Here is a 24,591-nt window from a genome sequence, read left to right on the forward strand (position 1 = left end):
CGAACGGCTGCGCGATGAAGTTCCGGACCTGCAGATCCAGGCCCTGGTGGATGGCTTGAAAGCCGCGTACCGCGGCAAGCCGCTGGCGCTCAAGAGCGAGCGCATCGAGCAGATCCTCGCCCAGCACGACGCGCAGATCAGCGAGCAATCGGCCAAGTCGCAGATCGAAGCCGCACTGGAAAACGAACGACGCTTTCTCGACGAGGAAAAGGCCAAGCCGGGGGCCCGCCAACTGGCGGACGGCATCCTGCTCACCGAGCTGGCTCCCGGCAATGGTACAAAACCCAACCCCAACGGCTCGGTCCAGGTGCGCTACACCGGCCGCCTGCCCGATGGCACCGTGTTCGACGAAGCCCGGCAGCCACAGTGGTTCCGCCTGGACAGCGTGATCGCTGGCTGGCGCAGCGCCCTGGCGCAAATGCCTACCGGCGCCCGCTGGCGCCTGGTGATTCCATCCAGCCAGGCCTATGGCACCGAAGGCGCCGGCGACCTGATCGCGCCCTATACACCCCTGGTATTCGAGATCGAGTTGCTGGCGGTCGCCGACTGAAACCCGGAAACGAAAACGGCACGCCTTGGCGTGCCGTTTCATGTACCACCGGACCGGCTCTCAGGCCTGGGCCACCGTCTCCTGCTTGTGAGCGTTGTGCAGCACTTCGATCAGGCAATCTTCAAGCTCGAAGCGCTCGTGCAGCAGGCCACCCAGCTCCTTGAACTTTTGCGCCACGCACTGTCCGGCGTCGCACAGGTCGTTGAACGCCAGGAGTTTCTCGGTGATCACGTCGATGCGCGGGTAGAGGGTGTCGGCCAGCTCGAGACCGCGCTTGTCGCCAAAGGCCTTGGCTTCGCTGGTCAGCTGTTCGTAGATCTCAAAATGACCGGCGGAGACATAATCCACCAGGATTCCACAGAACTCTTGCAGGGGTTTCTTGCTCTTGCTCAGCGCCTCGGGTTCGGCGCCCAGCACATCATAGGCTCGAACCAGTTCATGACGCGCCTGCAACCAGCGGTCGATCAACAGGTGAACTCCACCCCAGCGTTCCTGAGCATTCTGACAACTTTCGAGCATGGTGATCTCTCTTCCCTCAAGGGTCATGTCATTGACCGCCGTCCCCCATGGAGACCCTGGATCAGGTCAGGCGCAACAGCATCGAGCAAGCGAATTAGAGTGACAGGTGCGGGCCAGATTATGCCCGCTCGACAACAGCTTCAAGGTACGCAGGAGATAAAGTTCATACAAGCGTTTAATCCGTTGTGCCCCGCCAAACACTGACTCAGGGCAATGCCCCAGCCTGGCGCGCAGCCCGTAGCGAGCGCTGCAGGCGATAACCGCTCAAGGCCAGGAGCAGCAGGAAAAACAGCAGGCTCCACTCCGGCAGGCTCATGTCGAGCAGGGTCCAGGATACCTCCGCGCAGTCCGCCGTCCCCATGAAGACCAATTGCAACGCTTGCCACCAAGATAGGTGGCGCAGCATGAATGGCATGTCCGGCAGGCACGCCAGCAATTGCTCGGAAGGAATGTTCTGCAGCAGTACATGGCGCCCTGCGGTGATCACCCCCAATACCCCCAGCAGCAGGTTCAGCCCCCAGTACAAGGGGCGCCCCCAGCGCATGGGACCCTGCAACGCAGCCAGCAAGTTGGCGCCGGCGAGCAGCAGCATCAGCCCACGCTGCACGCCCCACAGCGGGCACGATTCCAGGCCACCCCCGGCTTGCAGGTTGAAGGCCGCCCACGAGGCAAAGGCCCCCACCAGGAACACTAGGGAGAACAGCGAGCGAGAGCCGGCCAGCGACATGGGATATCCGCAACGGAAGAAACAGGCAGCCACGGTAGAGAAAGCGCTCGCTCCTTTCAAGGAGCGCCAAGCCATGGCCGCTCGAAGACCGATCGGCCGTGGCTGGCCAAGCGGGGTATTAAGAAAGGCCGGTTGCCCGCGACGGGCAACCGGTCCAGGGCGCATCAGGCCCGTGCCGGAACCGGCAAGGGAGCGGCCAACAGGCGCTCGTCCAGTAATCCCAGGCCCTCCTGGAACAGCTGGTTGCTGCGCTCGGTATCTCCCAACTGAGCCAGCAGGCGGGCCAGTTCGGCGCAGGCTTCGGGATTGCGCTCCAGGCGCAGGCTGCTCTCCAGGTAGTCGCGGGCCTTGCCCCAGAGACTGTTCTGCAAGCTCAGGCGGCCCAGGGTCAGCAGCAACCCAGGATCATCCGCATGTTCCTTGAGCAAGTGCTCGGCCGTTTGCAGCTGACGTGCAGGGTCGCTGCCACGCACCAGGCCATATAGCCGGGCAAGGTGGCTTTCGTACTTGCGCTTGATCGCCGTGCGCAGCGTCTCCTCGGCTTCGGCCCCGGCACCCAGTAGACGCAACTGCTCGGCATAGGCCAGCACCAACTGCGGCTCTTGGCGTTGGGCGGCGGTCAATTGCTGCCAGGAGCGGTTGAGCGACTGCAACGACGTGGCCTGGTCTTCTTCGCGGCGCGCGGCCAGTCCCAGGTTCTCACCCCAGGCGCGGCGCTCCAGCTCCTGCAACTCGCTGGCCGGCAAGGCCTTGCCTTTGCGCAACTCCGGCAACAGGCGGATCAGCGCTGGCCAGTCGCCACGCTGTTGATGCAGGCGTTGCAGTTGACGCAAGACCTGGACGCTATGGGGATGGCGCTCATGCATGGCTTGCAGGGTGGTCAGCGCACCTTCGGTGTCGCCACGGTCGGTCTGCAATTGGGCGTGGCTCAGAGCGACGGCCAATTCAGCCTGGGGCTGACGGGTGAGCGCCCGCTCCAGCAGGCTATCGCACTCTTCGTAGTGGCCCTGTTCGTTGGCCGCCCGGGCCGCGCCGAGGTAATACAACAGCGGTTGGCGCTCGGCCTCCGCGGCACGGTGCAGGTGCTTCTGGGCGCTGGCCCAGCGTCCTTCGGCAAGGTCCATCTGGCCTTGCTCGATGGCGATCTGCACCCGGCGGCTGCGATTGCGGCGCGACCATGGATTGACCACGCCGCCGGAAACCATCACCAGCTCCACCAGCAGCTTGATGCCCCAGATCACCAGCCACACCAACGCTACCAAGGCCAGGGTCGCCCACAGGCTCGATTCATAGCGGAAGTTGCTGTAGGCGATCAGCACGTAGCCTGGGTGTTCGGCGATGGCCAATCCCAGCAGGCCGATGGCGGCGATCAGCAGCAGGACGATCACATAGGCGCGCTTCATGGACTGGTCTCCCGGGCGGTATTCGCCGCAGGCTTGGCCAGGGGCTTGACCGATTCTTCGACGCTGAGGCTACGCCGCTCCAGATAGGCCTGGACCGTGCTCAGGGTCTTGGCCAGGTCCGGGGTGACCACGGTCACCGGCTGCTTGCTCAGTTCGGCCAGGCGCTCGAGCATGAGCTTGCTCTGCGGATTGTCCTGGTTGAAGTGGCCGGTCAGCACGTCACGAGCTTCGGTCAGGGCCTGGGTATAGACCGCTGCCTGGCCGTTGAGCGCCGCCCATTGCGCCTGCTCCAGCGCCAGGCTGAGGGCCAGGCGTACCTGGGTCAGGCCCTGGCCGGCCAGCAGCGGACGGATGTTCTTGTCGGCATTGAAATCGATGCGGAAGTAGCGGGAAACCTGATCCCACCACTGCGCCCAACGGCTGGCGCCGTCGCCGTCGGCGGTGAGGCCCAGTAGCGAATCGCCCCGGTCCTTGTATTCCGGCGCCACGGCGCTGAGTTCCAGGACCTGGTCACGCAGGGCACCCAATTGCAGGAACAGGCCCGTACGGTCCGGCTGCTCGGTGCTGCGCAAGGCCGCCAGGCTCTTGGCCAGTTGCTCGCGGGCAGCGAAGGCGCCCGGGTCGTTCTGCTCGCGCAGGATATCGTCGGCACCCTGGACCAGGGCCTGGGCACTGCTGATGTCCTGCAGGGCCGACAAGCGCAGGCTGGCCAGGCGCAACAGGTGCTCGGCCTCGGCCAGGCGCCAGTCCTTGCGGCTGGCGCCGAGCACTGTCTCCAGGCGCTGGCTCAGGCGCTGCTGGTCGCCTTGCAACTGCGCTACCAGGCGGCGGCGGTCTTCCAGCTCATCGGCCGCGGGCAGTTGTTCCAGTCGTGAGCTCAAGCGCTGCTCACTGAGCTTGAAGCTCTGGGCCTGGTCGCCCAGTGCCTGCAATTGGCTCAACTGTTGTTGGTTGCTGGTCTGCAGGTTGCGCACCTGCCAGACTCCCCAGCCACCGACAGCGACCCCTGCTGCCCCCAGCAGCAGGGCCAGTATCGCCAACCCGTTGCCACGACGCTCGACGGTTGGGGTCGTGGGTTGCGCCGGCGTCTCGGGCACCGGCTGGAGTTCATCTTTAGGCAAGGCTGTTTCGCTCACGTATCCATCCTTTGCGTTTAGAGAACGGGCACGGGATGCTCCCGTAACGCCGTTAGCAAAGCCGCGGCACTGGCGCCGCGGCAATCCACAACTATTTCCGCCCCGGCGGCGCGCGCCATGTCGGCGACCCGAGGGCTTGGAACAAACAACGGCATCTTCGCCAACTGCGGCCAGGCCTGGCCGGCCAACTGCTGCAGGTGACTGAAACCCTGTCCACTGCTGACCACCAGCCCGTTCAAGCGTTCCCCCTGGATCCGCCGCCGCAGCACATCCTCGGCATAGTGCGGCAGGCAACGGCGGTAGAGCTCCAGATAATCGACACTAGCACCTTGGCTGCGCAAGCGCTCGGAGAGCAGTTCGCGACCACCCTCGCCCCGCACGATCAACACCCGGGGTTCTGGCTGGCCGATAGCCTCGCGCAACTGGGGAAGGTCAAGCAAGGCTTCGCTGTCGTCGCCGGCCTGGGGATAGAACACCGGCAGCCCGGCATCCGCGAGAATCTGGCCGGTGCCGGCACCCACGCAGAACCAGCTCTGGGCCGGAGGCTGCGGCCAATACTGACGCAGCAGTTCAAGACCAAGCTTGGCCGCCGGCTTGCTGACCACGATCACCGCACAATAACGATCCAGCTCGAGCAGGATCGACCGCCGTGCCTGGGTCACGGGCAGGGGCTGGATCGCCAGCAACGGCAGGCTGGCGCTGGCCACTCCGGCCTCGGCCAAGGTCGCCGCCAGTGCAGCGCAATCCTCGGCTGCCCGGGTCAGTAGCAGGCGCCAACCGGTCACTCCTGCCCCGCCTCGCCATAGACCGCGCGCAGGATATCGCCGGCGCCCTGGGCCAGCAGTTCGTCAGCCACTTGCACGCCCAACTGGGCCGCACTGGCTCGCGGAGCCCGGGCCTCGGCGCTGAGCAACACGCCACCACTGGGCTCGCCCACCAGGCCACGCAGCCAGAGCTGGTCGCCTTCGAGCACGGCGTAGCAGGCGATCGGCACCTGGCAGCCGCCATTCAAGTGCTTGTTCAACGCACGCTCGGCGGTCACCCGGCTGGCGGTGTCGGCATGGTGCAGGGGCGCCAGCAGCGCATGGATTTCGTTGTCGGCGCTACGACACTCGATGCCGACCGCGCCCTGGCCACCGGCGGGCAGGCTGTCTTCGACGCTGATGGAGGAACGGATGCGGTCTTCGAAGCCCAGGCGGATCAGGCCCGCAGCGGCCAGGATGATCGCGTCGTACTCGCCGGCATCCAGCTTGGCCAGGCGGGTATTGACGTTGCCCCGCAGGAAGCGGATCTGCAGGTCAGGCCGACGGGCCAGCAACTGGGCCTGGCGGCGCAGGCTGGAGGTGCCGACCACACTGCCGGCCGGCAGTCGCTCGAGGCTGGCGTAGGTATTGGAGACGAAGGCATCGCGCGGGTCTTCACGTTCGCAGATGCAGAACAGGCCCAGGCCTTCGGGAAAGTCCATGGGCACGTCTTTCATCGAGTGCACGGCAATATCGGCCTGGTTCTCCAGCAGGGCGGTCTCCAGCTCCTTGACGAACAGGCCCTTGCCGCCGATTTTCGACAGCGGCGAGTCCAGCAGCTTGTCGCCACGGCTGACCATGGGCACCAGGGTCACGACAAGACCTGGATGGGCCTCCTGCAGACGGGCTTTGACGTATTCGGCCTGCCACAAGGCCAAGGCACTTTTGCGGGTAGCGATGCGGATTTCGCGAGAGGACATGGATCAATCCGTACTGAATAAATACGGCAGATGATAACAGCTCAGCCAAAGCAGCTTTGACTTGTATCAGGTACCCGGTGCCCTCCCGCTGCCAAGCTTCCTCGCTGGCAGGCCTCGTCCCGCGCCCTAGAGCTGCTGCATCATCTTGCGCACGCCAGCCACATGGCGCCGACTGACGATCAGCGCGTCACCATTGAGCCCCTTGAGGTACAGCTGGAAGTGCCCCAGGGGCGTTCGTTGCAAGCGCTCGATACGCTCGCGGGCCACCAGGGCATTGCGGTGGATACGCACGAAGCGCTCGCCGAATTCGTCTTCCAGGGCCTTGAGCGGTTCATCCAGCAACACTTCGCCGCTCTCGTGGCGCAGGGTCACGTACTTGTGGTCGGCAATGAAATACACCACCTGGCCCAGGGGAATCAGCTCGATGCCCTTGCGGGTACGCGCACTGATATGGCTTCGCGGGCCACTGCCGGTTTCCGCCGCAGGCCGGGTCAGGGCAGCCAGCTGCACGCGGGTGGGTTTCTCGGCCTTCTTCAACGCTTCCAGCAACAGCTCGGAGCGTACCGGCTTGACCAGGTGGACCACGCTGCTGTCATTGAACGCCTCGAGGGCGAATTCATCCGCAGCCGTGCAGAACACCAGCGCCGGAGGCGTTTCGCGCTCGCACAGCTTGCCGGCGACCTGCAGGCCATCCAGGCCTGGCATGCGCACATCGAGCAGGACGATATCCGGCTTCAGGCTGTCGATCAGGCTCAATGCCTCTTCGCCATTGGTGGCGCTGGGCTCCAGGACACTGTACCCCTCGAGTTCGCCGACCATACGGCTCAGGCGCTCGCGGGCTTGGGGTTCGTCATCAACGATCAGGACATTCATATTGCGCTGGATTCCTGCGTGAGTCTCGCACAAGGATAGCGTAGACAGGTGGAGTGACGTCCGTCACGGCGATCCACGCTAAGACTAGTGCGAAGGTCAAAAAGTGCCGCAAGTCGGGCACCAATATTTACCCGTACCTGCCCGGTGCCGCGTCGGGCCGCTGGATGCGCGACAAGGTCGCAGGGAATGCTGGAACTCAACACTAAGCCTCCCTCGTTTATGGCTGGCGTCCAACCTGGCCACGCCCGCCTGGTTTCCTGGACGGGTTGCATGGCCCTGCGCGGTATGAAATCGATGGCCAGCCCATCGCGGCGCCCCCAGGGTTGCCACACGATTGCGCCGTGCCTCTTGTCCAACTGTAGACGGTTGCCAAGACGATATTGCTCAATCGATAAATATCGTTTGATCGATATCATCTTCGGCACTCAGGCAACCGACCTCGCCCAGGCGCGCCGGTTCCAGTCTCCGCGCCGCCAGGACCAGCACCACGCACTCTCGCAGTCGCGGGCCAAAAGCTGCCGACCAGTGCCAGCGACAGCCCGGGCAACCCTGCTATCATCGACGCCTGTTTTTTCACGCCATCTTCCTTCAGCAGATCACGAGCGAATTCATGAGCACTGACAAGACCAATCAGTCCTGGGGCGGCCGCTTCAGTGAACCCGTCGACGCCTTCGTCGCCCGCTTCACCGCCTCTGTCAATTTCGACCAGCGCCTGTATCGCCACGACATCATGGGCTCCATCGCGCACGCCACGATGCTGGCCAAGGTCGGTGTACTCACCGACGCCGAGCGCGACAGCATCATCGACGGGCTGAAGACCATCCAGGGCGAGATCGAAGCCGGCAGCTTCGACTGGCGCGTGGACCTGGAAGACGTGCACATGAACATCGAGGCGCGCCTGACCGACCGCATCGGCATCACCGGCAAGAAACTGCACACCGGCCGTAGCCGCAACGACCAGGTGGCCACCGATATCCGCCTGTGGCTGCGCGACGAGATCGACCTGATCCTGGGCGAGATCACCCGCCTGCAAAAAGGCCTGCTGGAGCTGGCCGAGCGTGAAGCCGACAGCATCATGCCGGGCTTCACCCACCTGCAGACCGCCCAGCCCGTGACCTTCGGCCACCACATGCTGGCCTGGTTCGAAATGCTCAGCCGCGACTACGAGCGCCTGGTGGACTGCCGCAAGCGTACCAACCGCATGCCCCTGGGCAGCGCCGCACTGGCTGGCACCACCTACCCGATCGACCGCGAGCTGACCTGCCAGTTGCTGGGCTTCGAGGCCGTGGGCGGCAACTCCCTGGACAGCGTGTCGGACCGTGACTTCGCCATCGAATTCTGCGCCGCCGCCAGCGTGGCGATGATGCACCTGTCACGCTTCTCCGAAGAGCTGGTGCTGTGGACCAGCGCCCAGTTCCAGTTCATCGACCTGCCCGATCGCTTCTGCACCGGCAGCTCGATCATGCCGCAGAAGAAGAACCCCGACGTGCCGGAGCTGGTGCGTGGCAAGAGCGGGCGGGTGTTCGGCGCGCTGATGGGCCTGCTGACCCTGATGAAGGGCCAGCCACTGGCCTACAACAAGGACAACCAGGAAGACAAGGAACCGCTGTTCGACGCCGCCGACACCCTGCGCGATTCGCTGCGGGCCTTCGCCGACATGATCCCGGCCATCAAGCCCAGGCACGCCATCATGCGCGAAGCGGCGCTGCGCGGCTTCTCCACCGCCACCGACCTCGCCGACTACCTGGTACGCCGCGGGCTGCCGTTCCGTGACTGCCACGAAATCGTCGGCCATGCGGTGAAGTACGGGGTAGACACCGGCAAGGACCTGGCCGAGATGAGCCTGGAGGAACTGCGCCAGTTCAGCGACCAGATCGACCAGGACGTGTTCGCCGTGCTGACCCTGGAAGGCTCGGTCAACGCCCGCAACCACATCGGCGGTACCGCACCGGCCCAGGTGCGTGCCGCCGTGGCTCGCGGCCAGGCCCTGCTGGGCAGCCGCTAAGCCCCCCGTGCCGCCCTGGCCAGCGCCCGGGCGGCACGCCTTCAGCTTCTTCGCGCGGCCATCAGCGCCGCCTTGTCGGCGGCGATGCGCCGGGCATGGGGGCGTTGCTCCAGGCGCTGCAACAGCGCCCTGGCCTCGGGCATCCGGGCCAGGAAATCGATCCCGAACACCTTGTCCCCAACCACCAGGGCAAGGCTCACGCTGTACTGGAAATACAGATCGGCGATGCTCAAGTCGCTGCCCGCCACATACGGATCGAACCGGGCATGGCGCTGTAGCGCGGCGAAACCCTGCAGCAGTTCGATCCCGGCCTTCTCCTTGATCGCCTCGGGCACGCCCACGCCAAAGAACGCTTCGGGAAAACAGGCACGCGCCGGCAACTCGATGTACAACTCGATTTCCCGGGCCAGCGAAAGCACCCTGGCCCGCTCGAAAGGCTCCTTCGGCACCAGCGCGGGTTCGGGCCGGACCTGCTCCAGGTAATCGAGGATCACGCTGGTCTCGCTGATGAAACCCTGCTCCACCTCCAGCACCGGCACCTTGCCCCGGGGGCTGATGGCCAGGGCCTCGGGACTCTGTCCGGCGTAGAACAGCACCTCTTCGAAGGGCAGGCCCTTTTCCAGCAGCGCCAACTTGACCATGTTGTAGTAGTTGCTGATGGCGAACCCATAAAGCTTGAACATTCCATTGCCTCCAGGCCGCGCGGGGTCGGCTGTTTTATAGAAGCTTAACCCTCCGGCCGCCAAGCACCCGGCCCCGGAATCCGGGTAGACTGGCGCCTTTCCTTGAGGAGCCTGCCATGAGCGAGCCAACCGATATCGACAACGACGAAGAAGAGTTCGCCGAAAACACCCTGATCGAGGCGATCGAGAACCAGATCGCCAGCGACAACCCGCCAGCGGCCAAGGCCACGTTCAACAAGCTGACCCTGGTGGGCTACGAGCGCGAAGAAATCCTCAACCTGATGGCCCATGTCCTGGCGATCGAGATCGATGCGATCCTCGAAGAAGACCGCCCCTTCGACACCCAGTGGTACGAAACCGCCCTGCGGGCCCTACCGCAGCTGCCTCCCGAGAAGCAGTGACCCTCGCTTGCCGGGGCGCCACCTCATGCGGTGCCCCACCCACCCTCCAGCCGCTGGCTACACTGCAACCACCCTGCGGCCAAACACCGCTGTCCCGGGCCGCAAAAGAACTCAGCGAACGCTGGACACACCGCCGCCGTGCGGTCACCTTAAGAACGCTGACCTTTCATTCCTAGAAAGTCTGGAGTCCTTATGTCGTATACCCCTGAGTTGGTTGCCGAACTGGAAATCCTCGCACTGTTCAACCTGGACAGCTCCCAGGAAGGCCTGAAGATCCATCAGACCGCCGCCCCTTCCGCCATCGCTGCCGCCCAGCGCCTGTACACCAAGGAGCTGATCACCCAACCCGATGGCGGCTACCTCACCAGCCTTGGCCGCGACGCCGCCGAGCATGCCCAGGGCCTGCTGACCATCCTCACCGTCGCTGAAACCGCCTGAAGTCTTCCCGGGCCTGCGGGACTCCCGTCTGTCGGGATTCCGTAGGCCGTCTCGCGCCAATGCGTTAGAAATCCGGCGTCAAAAAATAAAATCGGCTTAAGGCTCAACCCGTCTGCCGGTAAACTGCCCCGACCCTGAACCTCGCCACGTTCGAGCTCCGCTTGAAATGCCCCATACCCATGAAATCCGTCCCGACCTGGATGAAGGAATCGACCGCAAGGTTCTCAGTCAACTTCGCGCGCGCTTTCTGACCCTCAACGAAGGACGCATGGCCCGGGCGATGGAGGGGCTGTCGGCGCGCCAGCAACTGGTCCTCAACCTGCTGCCGCTGTTCTTCCACGTCAATCACCCGCTGCTGCCCGGCTACGTCTCCGGGGCGACGCCGGCGGGCTTGTCCAACTACGAACCCGCCCCCCAGGTACTGGCCGAAGCCCAGCGCCTGACTCGCTCCTTTTCCTACAAGGCCCGCCACGGCAACCCGCCGCGACCGATCCATGGACTGTTCCTGATGGGCAGCCTGGGCACCCTGGCCCAGGCCGACCAGAGCGACATGGACGTCTGGGTCTGCCATGCCCCGGACCTGGACGAGAACGAACTGGCCGAACTGCAGAAGAAGTGCCAACTGCTGGAGGCCTGGGCCGAAGGCCAGGGCGCCGAAGCGCATTTCTTCCTCATCGACCCAAGCCGCTTCGTGCGCGGCGAACGCGATACCCGACTGAGCTCGGACGACTGCGGCACCACGCAGCACTACCTGCTGCTGGACGAGTTCTATCGCACCGCCATCTGGCTCGCCGGACGTACGCCGCTCTGGTGGCTGGTGCCGGTGTACGAGGAGCCGCGCTACGAGCAGTACATCCATACGCTGTTGTCCAAGCGCTTCGTGTCCGCCGAGGAAAACCTCGACCTGGGGCACATGGCGCGCATTCCTCCGGGGGAGTTCATCGGCGCGGGGCTCTGGCAGTTGTTCAAGGGCATCGAGTCGCCCTACAAGTCGGTGCTCAAGCTGCTGCTGATCGAGGTCTACGCCAGCGAGCACCCACGGGTCCAGTGCCTGAGCCTGCGCTTCAAGCAGGCGGTGTTCGCCAACCGCCTGGACCTGGACGAGCTGGACCCCTACATCGTGGTCTACCGGCGTATCGAGGAATACCTCAAGGCCCGCGGCGAACCCGAGCGCCTGGAACTGGTACGTCGCAGCCTGTATCTCAAGGTCAACCGCAAGCTGACGACCGGCAACGGCGCCCGCAGCCCGAACTGGCAGCGGGCGCTGCTGGAGCGCCTGGCCGAGGAATGGGGGTGGGATCAGCGCCAGCTGGCCCTGCTCGACAGCCGCAGCCAGTGGAAGGTGCGCCAGGTCGGCGCCGAGCGGCGCTCGCTGGTCAACGAACTGAACTACAGCTATCGCTTCCTGACCCAGTTCGCCCGCACCGAACAGGCCGCCAGCCTGATCAACAAGCGTGACCTGAACGTGCTGGGACGGCGCCTGTACGCGGCCTTCGAACGCAAGGCCGGGAAAATCGAATTCATCAACCCGGGCATCGCCCCGGACCTGGCCGAAGACACCCTGACCCTGGTGCAGTCGCCGAATCGCAAGGAGCCCGGACAGACCCACTGGGGCCTGTACAACGGCAACCTGACGGCCCTGGAGTGGGAACACTTCGCGCCGATCAAGCGCAGTCGCGAGCTGGTGGAGTTGCTCACCTGGTGCCATCGCAACGGCGTCATCGACAGCAGCACCCGCCTGGCCCTGCATCCCGGCAGCAGCGACCTCAGCGAGTTCGAACTGTTCAACCTGCTGGGCAGCCTGCAACAGACCGTGGCCCTGCCGCTGAACACGGTCAGCGAGGACCAGTTGCTGCATGCCAGCGTCCCCAGCGAGGTGCTGGTGCTGGTGAACGTCGCGGTGGACCCGCTCAAGCACCATCGCGAGCTGAACATCCACATGACCACCGAGCGCACCGACTCACTGAGCTATGCCGGGGTGCGCGAGAACCTGGTGCTGACCCTGGACCAGGTCACCCTCAACAGCTGGAACGAGGTCATGGTGGGCCGCCACGATGGCGAACATGCGCTGCTCGAGTGCCTGCGCGACTACCTCAACAACCTGCCGTCGGGCCCCCAGCCACGGCTGCGGGTCCGCTGCTTCTGCCACAACCGCGCACAGTTCATCGCCCGCCGGGTGGAGGAGTTGTTCGAGACCGCGCAGGACCTGCTGCTCAGCCAGCTCAACTACCGCTACCTGATCCAGGTGCAGCAGCACTACCACGTCCTCGAACTGCTGCCTGGGCAAGTCCGGCATCGGGCCATGGCCAGCCCCGCGGCACTGCTGGAGTACCTGGGGCAGGAGCAAACCCGCTACAGCCCGCTGCACCTGGACCCCATGGCCCTGGAGGAACACGACCTGGCGCTGGTCCTGCCCATGGGCCAGCCGGACTGCATCCAGGTGTTCTACCGGATCGTCGAGGGCCAGGCCGAGCTGTATGTCCTGGATGAGCACAACGCCCTGTGGCAGCAGACCCTGCCCTACCACGATGAACAGAGCTTGCTGGTCCCACTGCAGCGCTTCTTGCAGTCGATCCTCTACCGCCGCGAGGCCCTGTTGCCCATGGTCAACAGCCCCGGCGAGAAACCTCTGGATACACGCTATTTCCAGATACTGCCGTCAGGCACTGGCCGGGCGCGCCGGGTGGAGTCTCGACCCGCCCCGCTGACCCCGATCGACAAGGGGTTCTACGACGTACAGGCGATCATCGGCAAGGCCGCACCGGGACAGGTGCAAGTCTCGCTGTACTGCAATCAACGGGAGTTTTCCGAACTGGAATATGGCGACCAGTTGTTCAGTGCGGTGGTCCGGGAAATCGTCGAGCAACGTCGCGAACCGGAGCGCTACCGCTGCTACATCACCGACCTGGACCTGTCCGGCCTGCTCGGTGATGGGCAAAGCTCGAGCATTCTCTACCTGCGTTACAAGGCCAGCCTGGAGCGGGCCCTGAACGAGGCGCTGGAGCAGGTCTAGGCAGGTATCAGAGGTGGAAGTCGCCTGCGGCTTCCGGCTGGTATTCGACTTCCAGCAAGGTCAGTTTCAGGGTCTTGCCGCCCGGGGCCGGCCAGTCGATGTATTGACCGACCTGCAAGCCCAGCAGCGCGCTGCCCACCGGCGCCAGGATAGAGATCTTGCCTTCGTCGGCATTGGCATCCTGTGGATAGACCAGGGTCAGGTGATAGTCCTTGCCACTGCTTTCTTCACGGCAGTGCACCCGCGAGTTCATGGTGACGACACCGGCCGGAACCTCATCGTGCCCCACCAGCGTTTCGGCGCGATCCAGCTCGGCTTGCAGGGCAATGACGCCTGGCAGCGAGTCGTCCAGACTATCGATCAGGCGCTCCAGACGCTGCACGTCAAGGCGGGTAAGGATGATGGATGGTGCAGTACTCATGATCCTGGCTGACTCCTGTTTTTTCTGCACAAAAAAGCAAAACCCCGCCAAATAAGACGGGGTTCTCACCGGCCTCGAGGTAGCGAGGCGAAGTCGGACACTATCACAGCATTGGCAATAAACAAACTGTGCGGATAGGCGCTACAGGTCCCTCGATGCCGCGGCCTGTTTGCGCTGCAGCGCCTGGGCGCAGATCACCCGGCGACGCTCGTCGTCGGCCGAGCGCCATTCGCGGATGTCCTCCACATGCCGGAAACAGCCGCGGCAGACCTTTTCTTCATCGAGACGGCACAGGCTGATGCACGGCGAACCCACGGCAGGACTGACGTTGCTGTAGAGCGGCTTGGGCGGACGAACCGCGGGACTCTGGCTCACCACTCAGAGCCCGTCGAACTCGAGCTTGATGTCGGCCTGCTCGAAGACGATGCGCTCAAGCATCTCGCCCAACTGCTCGGCACTCTTGTCGCACACCCAGCGCTCGCTTTCGTCGTCGTAGTCGAAGTGGAAACCACCGGAGCGCGCGGCCAGCCACAGCTGGCGCAAGGGCTCCTGGCGACTGAAGATCACCTGGCTGCCGTTGTCGAACTTGACGGTGAGCACGCCGGCCGAGCTTTCCAGGTCGATGTCCAGGTCGCTCTCGTCGAAAATATCCTCCAGCGCCTGCTGGGTGGCGTCCACCAGGTCGTGGAAACGGGCTTCGGTCAAACTCATTGCGGGAACCTCGAAAAGTGTCTAGTCACGCTCAAGCACCGCAAGATACGGGCGCCACCCGGTGAATGCAAAGGATACAGAACCGGCGGCCACCCGGGACAAGCAATCCGCCGGCAAGCCCCGCAGCCATTGACGAAGGCTCTCCAGGCGGGATTTGCCTTGCATAGGCAAGCTGCCGGGTGGCCGGTATACTCGGGCGCAATTTACGCATTCTCAAGGATTTCGCCATGAAGCGCCTGATCTCCGCCCTTGCTGCGCTCGTCGCGGTTGCCTGCCTTGTAACCGCCTGCGGCCAGAAAGGCCCGCTTTACCTGCCTGACGACAGCAAATCCCCTGAAGAGCAGTCCAAGGCGCACAAGCACGACACCTACGATACCTACTAAGGGCCCGCCATGGACGCTTTCAACTACCGCGACGGCGAGCTGCTCGCGGAAGGCGTAGCCCTGTCCGCCATCGCCGAGCGTTTCGGTACGCCCACCTACGTCTATTCCCGGGCGCATATCGAGGCCCAGTACCAGGCCTATGCCGACGCTCTTGCCGGCATGCCGCACCTGGTCTGCTTCGCGGTGAAAGCCAACTCCAACCTGGGTGTGCTCAATGTCCTGGCGCGCCTGGGCGCCGGCTTCGACATCGTCTCCGGCGGTGAGCTGGAACGGGTGCTGGCTGCCGGTGGCCAGGCCGACAAGGTCGTCTTCTCCGGCGTCGGCAAGACCCGTGACGACATGCGCCGGGCCCTGGAAGTGGGCGTCCATTGCTTCAACGTCGAATCCGCCGAGGAGCTGGAGCGCCTGCAACAGGTGGCCGCCGAGCTGGGCGTGCGCGCCCCGGTGTCGCTGCGGGTCAACCCCGACGTCGATGCAGGTACTCATCCGTACATTTCCACCGGACTCAAGGAAAACAAGTTCGGCATCGCCATCGCCGCCGCCGAGGATGTGTACATCCGCGCGGCACAGCTGCCCAACCTGGAGATCATCGGGGTCGACTGCCACATCGGTTCGCAACTGACCACCCTGGCGCCCTTCATCGACGCCCTGGACCGCCTGCTGGACCTGGTGGATCGCCTCGCCGAATGCGGCATCTACCTGCGCCACATCGACCTCGGTGGCGGCCTGGGCGTGCGTTACCGCGACGAGGAGCCGCCGTTGGCCGCCGACTACGTCAAGGCGGTACGCGAGCGCCTGGCCGGTCGCGACCTGGCCCTGGTGTTCGAGCCGGGCCGCTTCATCGTCGCCAACGCCGGCGTGCTGCTGACCCGCGTGGAATACCTCAAGCACACCGAACACAAGGACTTCGCCATCGTCGACGGCGCCATGAACGACCTGATCCGCCCGGCGCTGTACCAGGCCTGGATGGATGTCAGCGCCGTCCGGCCCCGGGATGCCGAACCCCGTACCTACGACATCGTCGGCCCGATCTGCGAAACCGGCGACTTCCTCGCCAAGGAACGTTCGCTGGCCCTGGCCGAAGGTGACCTGCTGGCCGTGCATTCCGCCGGCGCCTATGGTTTCGTCATGAGCTCTAACTACAACACCCGCGGCCGTGCCGCCGAAGTGCTGGTCGATGGCGACCAGGCTGTGCAAGTGCGTCGCCGCGAAACGGTGGCCGAGTTATTCGCTGGCGAAAGCCTGCTGCCGGAGTAAGACCATGCTGCTGCGTTTTACCAAGATGCACGGCCTGGGCAATGACTTCATGGTTCTCGACCTGGTCAGCCAGCACGCGCATATTCAACCCAAGCACGCCAAGCAATGGGGGGATCGCAATACCGGGATCGGTTTCGACCAGTTGTTGATCGTCGAGGCCCCGACCAACCCGGACGTGGATTTCCGCTATCGGATCTTCAACTCCGATGGTTCGGAGGTGGAACAATGCGGCAACGGTGCGCGCTGCTTCGCACGGTTCGTACTGGACAAGCGCCTGACCACCAAGCGTCGGATCCGCGTGGAGACCAAGAGCGGTGTGATCGAGCTCGATGTGCGCAACGACGGCCAGATCAGCGTCGACATGGGTCCACCACGCCTGGTGCCGGCCGATATCCCGTTCCAGGCACCAGCCCAGGCCACCAGCTATACCCTGGAGGTCGACGGACGCCAGGTCGAGCTGGCCGCAGTGTCCATGGGCAACCCCCATGCCGTGCTGCGGGTCGATGACATCAACAGCGCACCGGTCCACGAGCTGGGCCCGAAGATCGAGCACCACCCGCGCTTCCCGGCCCGGGTCAATGTCGGTTTTCTCCAGGTCCTGGACCGTCAGCGCGCGCAATTGCGGGTGTGGGAACGCGGCGCCGGGGAAACCCAGGCCTGCGGAACCGGCGCCTGTGCAGCCGCAGTGGCCGCGATCAGCCAGGGGTGGATGGATTCGCCGCTATTGATCGACCTGCCGGGCGGACGCCTGTCCATCGAGTGGGCAGGCCCTGGCCAACCGGTGCTGATGACCGGCCCGGCAGTACGCGTATACGAAGGACAGGTGCGTCTATGAGTGAGCGAAATCCATGACCGACCAGCCGCAGGTTCCCAGCACAACGCCCGACGAATCCCCCACCCAGAACCTGGAAGCGGCAGCCGTCGCCGCCTACCTGGAGGCGCATCCGGACTTCTTCGTCGCCCACGAAGAACTGCTTGCGGCCTTGCGCATTCCCCACCAACGCGGCGATACCGTCTCGCTGGTGGAACGGCAGATGAAGATCCTGCGCGAGCGCAACATCGAGATGCGCCATCGCCTGTCGCAACTGATGGACGTGGCTCGGGACAATGACCGGCTATTCGACAAGACCCGGCGCCTGATCCTCGCGCTGCTGGACGCCACCAGCCTCGAAGAAGTGGTAATGAGCGTCGAGGACAGCCTGCGCCAGGAGTTCCAGGTGCCTTTCGTCAGCCTGATCCTGTTCAGCGACAACCCCATGCCGGTGGGCCGCTGGGTATCGGCAGCCGAGGCCCAAGGCGCCATCGGCGGCTTGTTGTCCGAAGGCAAGAGCATCAGCGGCAGCCTGCGCGAGCATGAGCTGGACTTCCTGTTCGGCGAAGAACAGCGCAAGCAGATCGGCTCCACTGCAGTGGTGGCCCTGGCGCACCAGGGCATGCACGGCGTACTGGCCATCGCCAGCCGCGACCCACAGCACTACAAGAGTTCGGTGGGCACTCTGTTCCTCAACTACATCGCCGAAGTCACCGGCCGCGTGCTGCCGCGCTTCACCCACTCCCTGCGCTCGGTCCGCTGAGCATGCAAGGACAACTGGACGCCTACTGCGCTCACCTGCGCAGTGAGCGCCAGGTGTCGCCCCACACCCTGGAGGCCTACCGCCGTGATCTTGGCAAGGTGCTGGGGTTCTGCGAGAAGCAGCAGATACGCAGCTGGGCCGACCTGGATATCCAGGGCCTGCGCAGCCTGATCGTACGCCTGCACCAGCAGGGCCAATCCTCCCGCAGCCTGGCCCGGTTGCTATCCGCGGTACGCGGGCTGTATCACTACCTGAACCGCGAAGGGCTATGCGATCACGATCCGGCCAATGGCCTGTCCCCGCCCAAAGGCGAACGACGACTGCCCAAGACCCTGGATACCGACCGCACCCTGCAACTGCTCGACGGCGCAGTGGAAGACGACTTCCTGGCTCACCGCGACCAGGCCATCCTGGAGCTGTTCTATTCCTGTGGGCTGCGCCTCTCCGAGTTGACCAGCCTGAATCTCGAACAACTGGACCTGGCCGATGGCCTGGTGCAGGTCCATGGCAAAGGCAGCAAGACCCGGGTCCTGCCGGTGGGCCGCAAAGCCCGCGAGGCCCTGGCCTCGTGGCTGCCATTGCGGGCCTTGAGCAACCCGCCGGACGGTGCCCTGTTCGTCAGCCAGAAAGGCCGCCGCCTCGGCCCCCGGGCCATCCAGCTGCGGGTCAAGGCCGCGGGCGAGCGCGAGCTGGGACAGAATCTGCACCCGCACATGCTGCGCCACTCCTTCGCCAGCCACCTGCTGGAGTCCTCCCAGGACTTGCGCGCCGTGCAGGAGCTGCTGGGCCATTCGGACATCAAGACCACGCAGATCTATACCCACCTGGACTTCCAGCACCTGGCCGCGGTCTATGACAGCGCCCATCCACGGGCCAAACGCAATAAAGGCGGTGAGTAATGACCATCAAGTTGATCACCTTCGACCTCGACGACACTTTGTGGGACACCGCCCCGGTGATCGTCAGCGCCGAGGCCACGCTGCGCCAGTGGCTGGCCGAGCATGCCCCGGACCTGGGCGGCGTGCCGGTGGAGCACCTGTGGGCAATTCGCGCGCAAGTGCTGGAGCGCGAGCCCGAACTCAAGCACCGGATCAGCGCCTTGCGCCGGCGCGTGCTGTTCCATGCACTGGAAGAAGCGGGGTATGAACAGGCTGAGGCCAGCCGGCTGGCCGCAGAGGGCTTCGAAGTGTTCCTGCATGCCCGGCACCAGCTGGACATCTTCCCCGAGGTGCAACCGACCCTGGAGGCCCTGGCCAATCACTTCGCCCTGGGAGTGGTCACCAACGGCAACGCCGACGTGCGTCGCCTGGGCCTGGCGGACTATTTCCAGTTCGCCCTGTGCGCCGAGGACATCGGCATCGCCAAGCCCGATGCCCGGCTCTTCCAGGAAGCCCTGCACCGCGGCGGCGCCAGTGCCGACACCGCGGTACATATCGGTGATCATCCGGGCGACGACATTGCCGGCGCCCAGCAGGCCGGCTTGCGCGCCATCTGGTTCAACCCGGGCGGCAAGGCCTGGGAAGCCGAGCGCGCACCCGATGCCGAGATCCGCAGCCTGACCGAGCTGCCCGCGCTGCTGGGACGCTGGAAATCCCTCTAGCCGCCCACCCGGCTTTTTGCATCGGCATGAAAAAACCCGCAGCGACGGCGGGTTTTTTCAGCAAGCAAGTAGCAAGGCTCAGATAGGCCGGCTGCCGTACTTGTTATCTGGCTTCTTGGGCGGGTCGGCGACCACGTTGGCCTCGACTTCCTGCACTTTGCCGCCACGGGCCAGGAACTCTTCCATGGCACGCGCCAGTGCATCGCGCTCCTTGTTCTTGGCTTCGACACTCGGCAGCTCGTCTACCGAGACAGCAGCCTTGGACTTGCCTTTGGCGGTCGGAGCGGGAACATCACCGCCATCGTCTTCCGCCACATCTTCGGCGGCCGCTTCAAGACCTTCTTCGGTATCGTCTTCGTCACCTACTTCGAGGTCGTCGTTTTCCAGATCATCGTCGCTCATGTTCTACCTCATGACTTGCGAAAAGCAGATTAGTTATAGCCCAGCTCGGCCATCTGTCGAAGGCTGCCGGAAAAAATCAACATCCACTGGTACTCAGCGGCTTATGCCTTATCACCCTGCAAGGTGACAAGGACTTTACGAGCACCGCCGTGATCACGGTGCTCGCCCAGATAAACACCTTGCCAGGTGCCCAATGCCAGCCGCCCCGCCGAGATCGGCAAAGTCAGCTGACAGCCTAGCAAACTGGCCTTGAAGTGGGCCGGGAGGTCGTCCGCGCCTTCGTCGTTGTGTTCGTACCCGGTCATGCCTTGGGGCACCAGGGTATTGAAGAAACGCTCGAAGTCGCGCCGGACCGCCGGGTCGGCATTCTCGTTGACGCTCAACGAGGCCGAGGTATGTTGCAGCAACAAATGCAGCAGCCCGACTCGATATGCCTTCAACTCAGGCAAGCCGGCGAGCAACTCGTCCGTTACCAGGTGAAAGCCCCGGGGCCTGGCCCGCAGGGTAATCAGGGTCTGTTGCCACATACCTATCTCCACGCTTCGGCGCGCATTCTAGCGCGCTCAGGAAAAAAACAAAGCGCCGAATAATCCTGCTTTAGTGTAAGCATTTGCCCTACGAAAAATCGTCTGGCAAACCTGCCAAGGCTCATCAGAAAAACCTTTCAGCCTTCCTCAATGACAAGCACCAGGCAAAAAAATGCCCGGCCGAAGCCGGGCTTTTTCGAGCAGGGTGCTTACAGGTTGTAACCGCGCTCATTGTGCTGGGCCAGGTCGAGGCCGACAGCCTCTTCTTCCTCGGTCACCCGCAGGCCGATGATCGCATCCAGTATCTTGAGGATGATGAAGGTCGCCACGGCGGTGTAGATCACGGTCAGGCCCACACCCTTGGCCTGGACCCAGACCTGCGCGGCGACGTCGGTCACGGTGCCGAAGCCACCCAGGGCCGGGGCAGCGAAGACTCCGGTCAGGATCGCTCCGAGGATGCCGCCAATGCCATGCACGCCGAAGGCATCCAGGGAGTCGTCATACCCCAGCTTGCGCTTGAGGCTGGTCGCGCAGAAGAAGCACACCACGCCCGCCGCCAGGCCGATGATCAGGGCCCCCATCGGGCCGACGGTACCGGCTGCCGGAGTGATCGCCACCAGGCCAGCCACCACGCCCGAGGCGATCCCCAGGGCGCTGGGTTTACCGTGGGTGAGCCACTCGGCAAACATCCAGCCCAGGGCTGCCGCCGCGGTGGCGATCTGGGTCACCAGCATGGCCATGCCGGCAGTGCCATTGGCCGCTGCGGCGGAACCGGCGTTGAAGCCGAACCAGCCGATCCACAGCATCGCCGCGCCCATCAGGGTATAGCCAAGGTTGTGCGGGGCCATCGGCGTGGTCGGGAAACCCTTGCGCTTGCCCAACACCAGGCAGCAGACCAGGCCGGCGATACCGGCGTTGATATGGACTACGGTGCCGCCGGCGAAATCCAGCACGCCCCAGTCGCCCATCAGCGAACCCGGACCGCTCCAGACCATGTGCGCGATGGGCGCATAGACCACGGTGAACCAGATGCCCATGAAGATCAGCATCGCCGAGAACTTCATCCGCTCGGCGAAGGCACCGACGATCAGCGCCGGGGTGATGATGGCGAAGGTCATCTGGAAGGTGACGAACACCGCCTCGGGGAATAGCGCCGCCGGACCGGTTACGCTGGCCGGGGTGATACCGGCGAGGAAGGCCTTGGACAGGCCGCCGACGAAGGAATTGAGATTGACCACGCCAGCTTCCATACCGCCGGTGTCGAACGCGATGCTGTATCCATAGATGAACCAGAGGATGGTCACCAGGCCAGTGATGGCGAAGCACTGCATCATCACCGAAAGAATATTCTTGGACCGCACCATGCCGCCGTAGAACAGCGCCAGCCCGGGGATGGTCATGAACAGTACCAGGGCGGTGGAGGTCAGCATCCAGGCGGTGTCGCCGGAATTGAGGACTGGAGCGGCCGCTTCGTCTGCCGCCATGGCCAGGCCAGGCATTACGAGGGGCAAAAGGGCTCCTAGCCCTGCGAATTTACGCAGAGTCATGTTGTTTTCTCCTGGGGCGTTGGGTTTGGGGCGGCTTAGATTGCGTCGGTATCGGTTTCGCCGGTACGGATGCGAATAGCCTGTTCCAGATTGACCACGAAGATCTTGCCGTCACCGATCTTGCCGGTGTTGGCAGCCTTGGTGATGGCCTCGATGACCCGGTCCAGATCCTTGTCGTCGATGGCGACATCGATCTTCACCTTGGGCAGGAAATCGACCACGTATTCCGCGCCGCGGTACAGCTCGGTATGGCCCTTCTGCCGGCCGAAGCCCTTGACCTCGGTGACGGTAATGCCCTGCACGCCGATTTCGGACAGCGACTCGCGCACGTCGTCCAACTTGAACGGCTTGATGATGGCGGTGACTAGCTTCATGAAACTCTCTCCCGAATTGGTGGACTTGCCCCAGGAAAACAAACCCGACTCAAGTCTAAGCGCAGTGCCTGGCTTTGTAACGCATCGTCGGCCCTCCTCAACCGGACCGACGCTAGCCGCCCTGACGAAACACTCCCCGCTTCGTCGGTCGCACTGCATTCGTCACAGCGACTGCATCAGTGCATGGGTCACCAGGGTCTAAGCAGAAAGCTTGCCAGGTCGGGAAATAGCAGCGATTTCATGAAGTTGCCGGCAGCCCGCGGCCAGGGGCGGGAAAACCCGCCACCGATACGCACGATAACGGTGCACGCGGTTGCGGCCCGATGCGCAAAAAACGTGCAGGCCGGACAGCGCCAAGCCCTCGGTTCGTGCGTGATACACTGCGGCCCATCAGCTATTCAGGACATTCCCATGCTCGCCCCCAAAGATCTCCTCGACGCCCTGAGCGGCCATGCCTCGCGCTTGTTCAGCGGCGAAACGCCCTTGCCGCGCAACGAAATCGAAAGCCAGTTCAAGGCCCTGCTGCAAAGCGGCTTCAGCAAGCTGGACCTGGTCAGCCGGGAAGAATTCGACAGCCAGATGGTAGTCCTGGCGCGCACCCGGGCCCGCCTGGAAAGCCTGGAAGCCAAGGTCGCCGAGCTGGAAGCCAGGCTTGAGCCGAAGGATCAATGAGCTGACCCCCTCTTCGTCGACCTGCCCTTCAGCACGGCTGAAGGACAGGCCGGCGACACATCCTGTCTGCATTGCCCAGCGCTCGCGCTGATCCTCTCGCCTATCCTTGCAACACCGCAGGACGCGGTTCCCACCGCTGCAAGGAAGAACGTCGCATGTCCCTGGCCATCATCCACAGCCGCGCCCAGATGGGCGTACAGGCTCCGGTCGTCAGTGTCGAAGTGCACCTGGCCAACGGCCTGCCGAGCCTGACCCTGGTGGGGCTGCCCGAGACCGCGGTCAAGGAAAGCAAGGACCGGGTCCGCAGCGCGATCCTCAACGCCGGCTTCGACTTTCCCGCCCGGCGCATCACCCTCAACCTGGCTCCCGCCGACCTGCCCAAGGACGGTGGACGCTTCGACCTGGCGATCGCCCTGGGCATCCTCGCCGCCAGCCAGCAACTTCCGGCCACGGCGCTGGGCAATATCGAGTGCCTGGGCGAGCTGGCGCTGTCCGGGGCCGTTCGTCCAGTGCGCGGCGTGCTACCAGCGGCCCTGGCGGCACGGGATGCTGGCCATGCCTTGCTGGTGCCCCGAGCCAATGCCGAGGAAGCCTGCCTGGCCTCGGGTCTGAGCGTGATCGCGGTCGACCATTTGCTGGAGGCGGCGGCCCATCTCAACGGGCAGGCGCCGATCCCGGCCTGCGCCAGCCAGGGCCTGCCCCATGACCGCGCGCCCTATCCCGACCTGCGCGACGTACAGGGCCAACTGGCCGCCAAGCGGGCCCTGCTGGTAGCTGCGGCCGGGGCCCACAACCTGCTGTTCTGCGGCCCACCCGGTACCGGCAAGACCCTGTTGGCCAGCCGCCTGCCCGGCCTGCTGCCGCCACTGCAAGAGCACGAGGCCCTTGAGGTAGCAGCCATCCAGTCGGTGAGCAGCCCCGCCCCGCTGGAACATTGGCCACAGCGTCCGTTCCGCCAACCCCATCACTCGGCTTCGAGCGCGGCCCTGGTGGGTGGCGGCTCGAAACCGCAGCCCGGGGAAATCACCCTGGCCCACCATGGCGTGCTGTTTCTCGACGAGCTACCGGAGTTCGACCGCAAGGTCCTGGAAGTCCTGCGCGAGCCCATGGAATCGGGGCAGATCGTCATCGCCCGGGCCCGGGAGCGGGTGCAGTTTCCGGCACGCTTCCAGTTGGTGGCGGCGATGAACCCCTGCCCCTGTGGATACCTGGGCGAACCCAGTGGCCGCTGCCGGTGCACGCCGGAGCAGATCCAGCGTTATCGCAACAAGCTCTCCGGCCCGCTACTGGATCGCATCGACCTGCACCTGACCGTCGCCCGCGAGGCCACGGCCCTGAACCCCTCGCCGCAGCCGGGCAACGACAGTGCCAGCGCCGCCGACCTGGTGGCCCGTGCCCGCAACTTGCAACTGCGGCGCCAGGGCTGCACCAACGCCCTGCTCGACCTGCCCGGCCTGGCGCGCCATTGCCGGTTATCCACAACCGACGAGCGCTGGCTGGAAGCTGCCGGCGAACGCCTGGGCCTGTCACTGCGCGCGCTCCACCGCCTGCTCAAGGTGGCGCGGACCCTGGCCGACCTGCAATCGGCCGATGCCATCAACCGCGAGCACCTGGCCGAAGCACTGCACTATCGGCCTGGTAGCGGTTGACGC

The 24,591-nt window shown here is 64.5% G+C and carries 28 protein-coding genes; 13 read left to right on the top strand and 15 right to left on the bottom strand.

Annotated elements, in window-relative coordinates:
• The coding region (locus ACK6AU_RS08920; RefSeq protein ID WP_409298878.1) for an FKBP-type peptidyl-prolyl cis-trans isomerase at positions 1 to 550 on the top strand (550 nt) is incomplete at its 5' end.
• Positions 551 to 610: 60 nt separating this feature from the next.
• Here ACK6AU_RS08920 and ACK6AU_RS08925 read toward each other — a convergent pair.
• From ACK6AU_RS08925 to ACK6AU_RS08955, 7 genes are all read right to left on the bottom strand, one after another.
• Positions 611 to 1,069, bottom strand: coding sequence for an Rsd/AlgQ family anti-sigma factor (locus tag ACK6AU_RS08925; protein WP_022641784.1), 459 nt, complete (start codon positions 1,067 to 1,069; stop codon positions 611 to 613).
• A gap of 205 nt (positions 1,070 to 1,274) precedes the next feature.
• Positions 1,275 to 1,796 carry a disulfide bond formation protein B gene (locus tag ACK6AU_RS08930; protein WP_409298880.1) on the bottom strand — a complete coding sequence of 174 codons (522 nt, stop codon included), beginning with the start codon at positions 1,794 to 1,796 and terminating at the stop codon, positions 1,275 to 1,277.
• Positions 1,797 to 1,960: 164 nt separating this feature from the next.
• Entirely contained in the window at positions 1,961 to 3,199 is a 1,239-nt protein-coding gene (locus tag ACK6AU_RS08935) for a heme biosynthesis protein HemY (RefSeq protein ID WP_409298882.1), read from the bottom strand.
• Complete coding sequence (locus ACK6AU_RS08940) at positions 3,196 to 4,335, bottom strand: uroporphyrinogen-III C-methyltransferase (RefSeq protein ID WP_185696931.1); 1,140 nt, start codon at positions 4,333 to 4,335, stop codon at positions 3,196 to 3,198. Before ACK6AU_RS08940 ends, ACK6AU_RS08935 begins: the two co-directional genes overlap by 4 nt.
• A gap of 17 nt (positions 4,336 to 4,352) precedes the next feature.
• On the bottom strand, positions 4,353 to 5,120 hold the full coding sequence (locus ACK6AU_RS08945; protein WP_409298884.1) for a uroporphyrinogen-III synthase: 768 nt from the start codon (positions 5,118 to 5,120) through the stop codon (positions 4,353 to 4,355).
• Positions 5,117 to 6,058: a hydroxymethylbilane synthase gene (hemC, locus tag ACK6AU_RS08950; RefSeq protein WP_409298886.1), complete on the bottom strand. Its 942-nt coding sequence runs from the start codon at positions 6,056 to 6,058 to the stop codon at positions 5,117 to 5,119. The genes ACK6AU_RS08945 and hemC overlap by 4 nt, the downstream gene beginning before the upstream one ends.
• A gap of 126 nt (positions 6,059 to 6,184) precedes the next feature.
• Entirely contained in the window at positions 6,185 to 6,931 is a 747-nt protein-coding gene (locus ACK6AU_RS08955) for a LytTR family DNA-binding domain-containing protein (RefSeq protein WP_185696928.1), read from the bottom strand.
• Between the two features lie 610 nt (positions 6,932 to 7,541).
• Between ACK6AU_RS08955 and argH the strand changes: the two genes are divergently transcribed.
• Positions 7,542 to 8,936 (top strand): argininosuccinate lyase, encoded by a 1,395-nt coding sequence (gene argH / locus ACK6AU_RS08960; protein WP_409298889.1) that lies wholly within the window; start codon positions 7,542 to 7,544, stop codon positions 8,934 to 8,936.
• A gap of 41 nt (positions 8,937 to 8,977) precedes the next feature.
• On the opposite strand, the gene ACK6AU_RS08965 is transcribed toward argH, so the two are convergent.
• Positions 8,978 to 9,619 carry a glutathione S-transferase family protein gene (locus tag ACK6AU_RS08965; RefSeq protein WP_185696926.1) on the bottom strand — a complete coding sequence of 214 codons (642 nt, stop codon included), beginning with the start codon at positions 9,617 to 9,619 and terminating at the stop codon, positions 8,978 to 8,980.
• Positions 9,620 to 9,735: 116 nt separating this feature from the next.
• On the opposite strand from ACK6AU_RS08965, the gene ACK6AU_RS08970 reads away from it, so the two are divergent.
• From ACK6AU_RS08970 to ACK6AU_RS08980, 3 genes are all read left to right on the top strand, one after another.
• Positions 9,736 to 10,020 carry a hypothetical protein gene (locus tag ACK6AU_RS08970; RefSeq protein WP_022641790.1) on the top strand — a complete coding sequence of 95 codons (285 nt, stop codon included), beginning with the start codon at positions 9,736 to 9,738 and terminating at the stop codon, positions 10,018 to 10,020.
• A 192-nt stretch (positions 10,021 to 10,212) separates the two neighbouring features.
• On the top strand, positions 10,213 to 10,458 hold the full coding sequence (locus tag ACK6AU_RS08975) for a TIGR02647 family protein (protein ID WP_022641791.1): 246 nt from the start codon (positions 10,213 to 10,215) through the stop codon (positions 10,456 to 10,458).
• Between the two features lie 166 nt (positions 10,459 to 10,624).
• Positions 10,625 to 13,471, top strand: a complete 2,847-nt coding sequence (locus ACK6AU_RS08980; protein ID WP_409298892.1) for a class I adenylate cyclase — start codon at positions 10,625 to 10,627, stop codon at positions 13,469 to 13,471.
• Positions 13,472 to 13,478: 7 nt separating this feature from the next.
• Here ACK6AU_RS08980 and rnk read toward each other — a convergent pair whose 3' ends face one another.
• The 3 genes from rnk to cyaY form a co-directional block, all read right to left on the bottom strand.
• Positions 13,479 to 13,892 carry a nucleoside diphosphate kinase regulator gene (rnk, locus tag ACK6AU_RS08985; protein WP_022641793.1) on the bottom strand — a complete coding sequence of 138 codons (414 nt, stop codon included), beginning with the start codon at positions 13,890 to 13,892 and terminating at the stop codon, positions 13,479 to 13,481.
• A 141-nt stretch (positions 13,893 to 14,033) separates the two neighbouring features.
• Positions 14,034 to 14,267, bottom strand: coding sequence for a DUF1289 domain-containing protein (locus tag ACK6AU_RS08990; RefSeq protein ID WP_185696924.1), 234 nt, complete (start codon positions 14,265 to 14,267; stop codon positions 14,034 to 14,036).
• Positions 14,268 to 14,270: 3 nt separating this feature from the next.
• Positions 14,271 to 14,603 (bottom strand): iron donor protein CyaY, encoded by a 333-nt coding sequence (cyaY, locus tag ACK6AU_RS08995; protein ID WP_185696923.1) that lies wholly within the window; start codon positions 14,601 to 14,603, stop codon positions 14,271 to 14,273.
• A 227-nt stretch (positions 14,604 to 14,830) separates the two neighbouring features.
• Between cyaY and lptM the strand changes: the two genes are divergently transcribed.
• Genes lptM through ACK6AU_RS09025 form a run of 6 tightly spaced genes read left to right on the top strand, consistent with a single transcriptional unit; the run spans position 14,831 to position 19,417 of the window.
• Positions 14,831 to 14,986 carry an LPS translocon maturation chaperone LptM gene (lptM, locus tag ACK6AU_RS09000; protein WP_022641796.1) on the top strand — a complete coding sequence of 52 codons (156 nt, stop codon included), beginning with the start codon at positions 14,831 to 14,833 and terminating at the stop codon, positions 14,984 to 14,986.
• Between the two features lie 9 nt (positions 14,987 to 14,995).
• Entirely contained in the window at positions 14,996 to 16,243 is a 1,248-nt protein-coding gene (lysA, locus tag ACK6AU_RS09005) for a diaminopimelate decarboxylase (RefSeq protein WP_185696922.1), read from the top strand.
• A 4-nt stretch (positions 16,244 to 16,247) separates the two neighbouring features.
• Positions 16,248 to 17,078, top strand: coding sequence for a diaminopimelate epimerase (gene dapF, locus ACK6AU_RS09010; RefSeq protein ID WP_185696921.1), 831 nt, complete (start codon positions 16,248 to 16,250; stop codon positions 17,076 to 17,078).
• A 13-nt stretch (positions 17,079 to 17,091) separates the two neighbouring features.
• Positions 17,092 to 17,817: a DUF484 family protein gene (locus ACK6AU_RS09015; RefSeq protein ID WP_185696920.1), complete on the top strand. Its 726-nt coding sequence runs from the start codon at positions 17,092 to 17,094 to the stop codon at positions 17,815 to 17,817.
• Between the two features lie 2 nt (positions 17,818 to 17,819).
• Positions 17,820 to 18,716: a tyrosine recombinase XerC gene (gene xerC / locus ACK6AU_RS09020; protein WP_409298896.1), complete on the top strand. Its 897-nt coding sequence runs from the start codon at positions 17,820 to 17,822 to the stop codon at positions 18,714 to 18,716.
• Positions 18,716 to 19,417: an HAD family hydrolase gene (locus ACK6AU_RS09025; protein ID WP_409298898.1), complete on the top strand. Its 702-nt coding sequence runs from the start codon at positions 18,716 to 18,718 to the stop codon at positions 19,415 to 19,417. The genes xerC and ACK6AU_RS09025 overlap by 1 nt, the downstream gene beginning before the upstream one ends.
• Before the next feature lie 78 nt (positions 19,418 to 19,495).
• Here the strand turns inward: ACK6AU_RS09025 and sutA are convergent, their stop codons facing one another.
• The 4 genes from sutA to glnK form a co-directional block, all read right to left on the bottom strand.
• Positions 19,496 to 19,819, bottom strand: a complete 324-nt coding sequence (sutA, locus tag ACK6AU_RS09030; RefSeq protein ID WP_185696917.1) for a transcriptional regulator SutA — start codon at positions 19,817 to 19,819, stop codon at positions 19,496 to 19,498.
• Positions 19,820 to 19,920: 101 nt separating this feature from the next.
• Entirely contained in the window at positions 19,921 to 20,346 is a 426-nt protein-coding gene (locus ACK6AU_RS09035; protein ID WP_185696916.1) for a secondary thiamine-phosphate synthase enzyme YjbQ, read from the bottom strand.
• A gap of 209 nt (positions 20,347 to 20,555) precedes the next feature.
• Positions 20,556 to 21,893 carry an ammonium transporter gene (locus tag ACK6AU_RS09040; protein WP_185696915.1) on the bottom strand — a complete coding sequence of 446 codons (1,338 nt, stop codon included), beginning with the start codon at positions 21,891 to 21,893 and terminating at the stop codon, positions 20,556 to 20,558.
• A 35-nt stretch (positions 21,894 to 21,928) separates the two neighbouring features.
• The gene (gene glnK, locus ACK6AU_RS09045) at positions 21,929 to 22,267 is read right to left on the bottom strand and encodes a P-II family nitrogen regulator (protein WP_002555808.1); all 339 of its coding nucleotides are present in this window, start codon (positions 22,265 to 22,267) and stop codon (positions 21,929 to 21,931) included.
• Between the two features lie 411 nt (positions 22,268 to 22,678).
• Here glnK and ACK6AU_RS09050 point away from each other — a divergent pair, with 411 nt between their 5' ends.
• Positions 22,679 to 22,939: an accessory factor UbiK family protein gene (locus ACK6AU_RS09050; protein WP_022641805.1), complete on the top strand. Its 261-nt coding sequence runs from the start codon at positions 22,679 to 22,681 to the stop codon at positions 22,937 to 22,939.
• Between the two features lie 155 nt (positions 22,940 to 23,094).
• Positions 23,095 to 24,588, top strand: a complete 1,494-nt coding sequence (locus ACK6AU_RS09055; protein ID WP_409298902.1) for a YifB family Mg chelatase-like AAA ATPase — start codon at positions 23,095 to 23,097, stop codon at positions 24,586 to 24,588.
• Positions 24,589 to 24,591 lie beyond the last annotated feature (3 nt).

Origin of the sequence: Pseudomonas sp. KCJK8993 (assembly GCF_046230915.1) — a bacterium.
Lineage (GTDB): Bacteria > Pseudomonadota > Gammaproteobacteria > Pseudomonadales > Pseudomonadaceae > Aquipseudomonas > Aquipseudomonas piscis.

Coding starts and splice junctions, on each gene's coding strand:
- ACK6AU_RS08925 (WP_022641784.1), bottom strand. CDS start 1,069: ATGCTCGAAAGTTGTCAGAATGCTCAGGAACGCTGGGGTGGAGTTCAC.
- ACK6AU_RS08930 (WP_409298880.1), bottom strand. CDS start 1,796: ATGTCGCTGGCCGGCTCTCGCTCGCTGTTCTCCCTAGTGTTCCTGGTG.
- ACK6AU_RS08935 (WP_409298882.1), bottom strand. CDS start 3,199: ATGAAGCGCGCCTATGTGATCGTCCTGCTGCTGATCGCCGCCATCGGC.
- hemC (WP_409298886.1), bottom strand. CDS start 6,058: ATGTCCTCTCGCGAAATCCGCATCGCTACCCGCAAAAGTGCCTTGGCC.
- ACK6AU_RS08955 (WP_185696928.1), bottom strand. CDS start 6,931: ATGAATGTCCTGATCGTTGATGACGAACCCCAAGCCCGCGAGCGCCTG.
- argH (WP_409298889.1), top strand. CDS start 7,542: ATGAGCACTGACAAGACCAATCAGTCCTGGGGCGGCCGCTTCAGTGAA.
- ACK6AU_RS08965 (WP_185696926.1), bottom strand. CDS start 9,619: ATGTTCAAGCTTTATGGGTTCGCCATCAGCAACTACTACAACATGGTC.
- ACK6AU_RS08970 (WP_022641790.1), top strand. CDS start 9,736: ATGAGCGAGCCAACCGATATCGACAACGACGAAGAAGAGTTCGCCGAA.
- ACK6AU_RS08975 (WP_022641791.1), top strand. CDS start 10,213: ATGTCGTATACCCCTGAGTTGGTTGCCGAACTGGAAATCCTCGCACTG.
- ACK6AU_RS08980 (WP_409298892.1), top strand. CDS start 10,625: ATGCCCCATACCCATGAAATCCGTCCCGACCTGGATGAAGGAATCGAC.
- rnk (WP_022641793.1), bottom strand. CDS start 13,892: ATGAGTACTGCACCATCCATCATCCTTACCCGCCTTGACGTGCAGCGT.
- cyaY (WP_185696923.1), bottom strand. CDS start 14,603: ATGAGTTTGACCGAAGCCCGTTTCCACGACCTGGTGGACGCCACCCAG.
- lptM (WP_022641796.1), top strand. CDS start 14,831: ATGAAGCGCCTGATCTCCGCCCTTGCTGCGCTCGTCGCGGTTGCCTGC.
- lysA (WP_185696922.1), top strand. CDS start 14,996: ATGGACGCTTTCAACTACCGCGACGGCGAGCTGCTCGCGGAAGGCGTA.
- dapF (WP_185696921.1), top strand. CDS start 16,248: ATGCTGCTGCGTTTTACCAAGATGCACGGCCTGGGCAATGACTTCATG.
- ACK6AU_RS09015 (WP_185696920.1), top strand. CDS start 17,092: ATGACCGACCAGCCGCAGGTTCCCAGCACAACGCCCGACGAATCCCCC.
- xerC (WP_409298896.1), top strand. CDS start 17,820: ATGCAAGGACAACTGGACGCCTACTGCGCTCACCTGCGCAGTGAGCGC.
- ACK6AU_RS09025 (WP_409298898.1), top strand. CDS start 18,716: ATGACCATCAAGTTGATCACCTTCGACCTCGACGACACTTTGTGGGAC.
- sutA (WP_185696917.1), bottom strand. CDS start 19,819: ATGAGCGACGATGATCTGGAAAACGACGACCTCGAAGTAGGTGACGAA.
- ACK6AU_RS09035 (WP_185696916.1), bottom strand. CDS start 20,346: ATGTGGCAACAGACCCTGATTACCCTGCGGGCCAGGCCCCGGGGCTTT.
- ACK6AU_RS09040 (WP_185696915.1), bottom strand. CDS start 21,893: ATGACTCTGCGTAAATTCGCAGGGCTAGGAGCCCTTTTGCCCCTCGTA.
- glnK (WP_002555808.1), bottom strand. CDS start 22,267: ATGAAGCTAGTCACCGCCATCATCAAGCCGTTCAAGTTGGACGACGTG.
- ACK6AU_RS09050 (WP_022641805.1), top strand. CDS start 22,679: ATGCTCGCCCCCAAAGATCTCCTCGACGCCCTGAGCGGCCATGCCTCG.
- ACK6AU_RS09055 (WP_409298902.1), top strand. CDS start 23,095: ATGTCCCTGGCCATCATCCACAGCCGCGCCCAGATGGGCGTACAGGCT.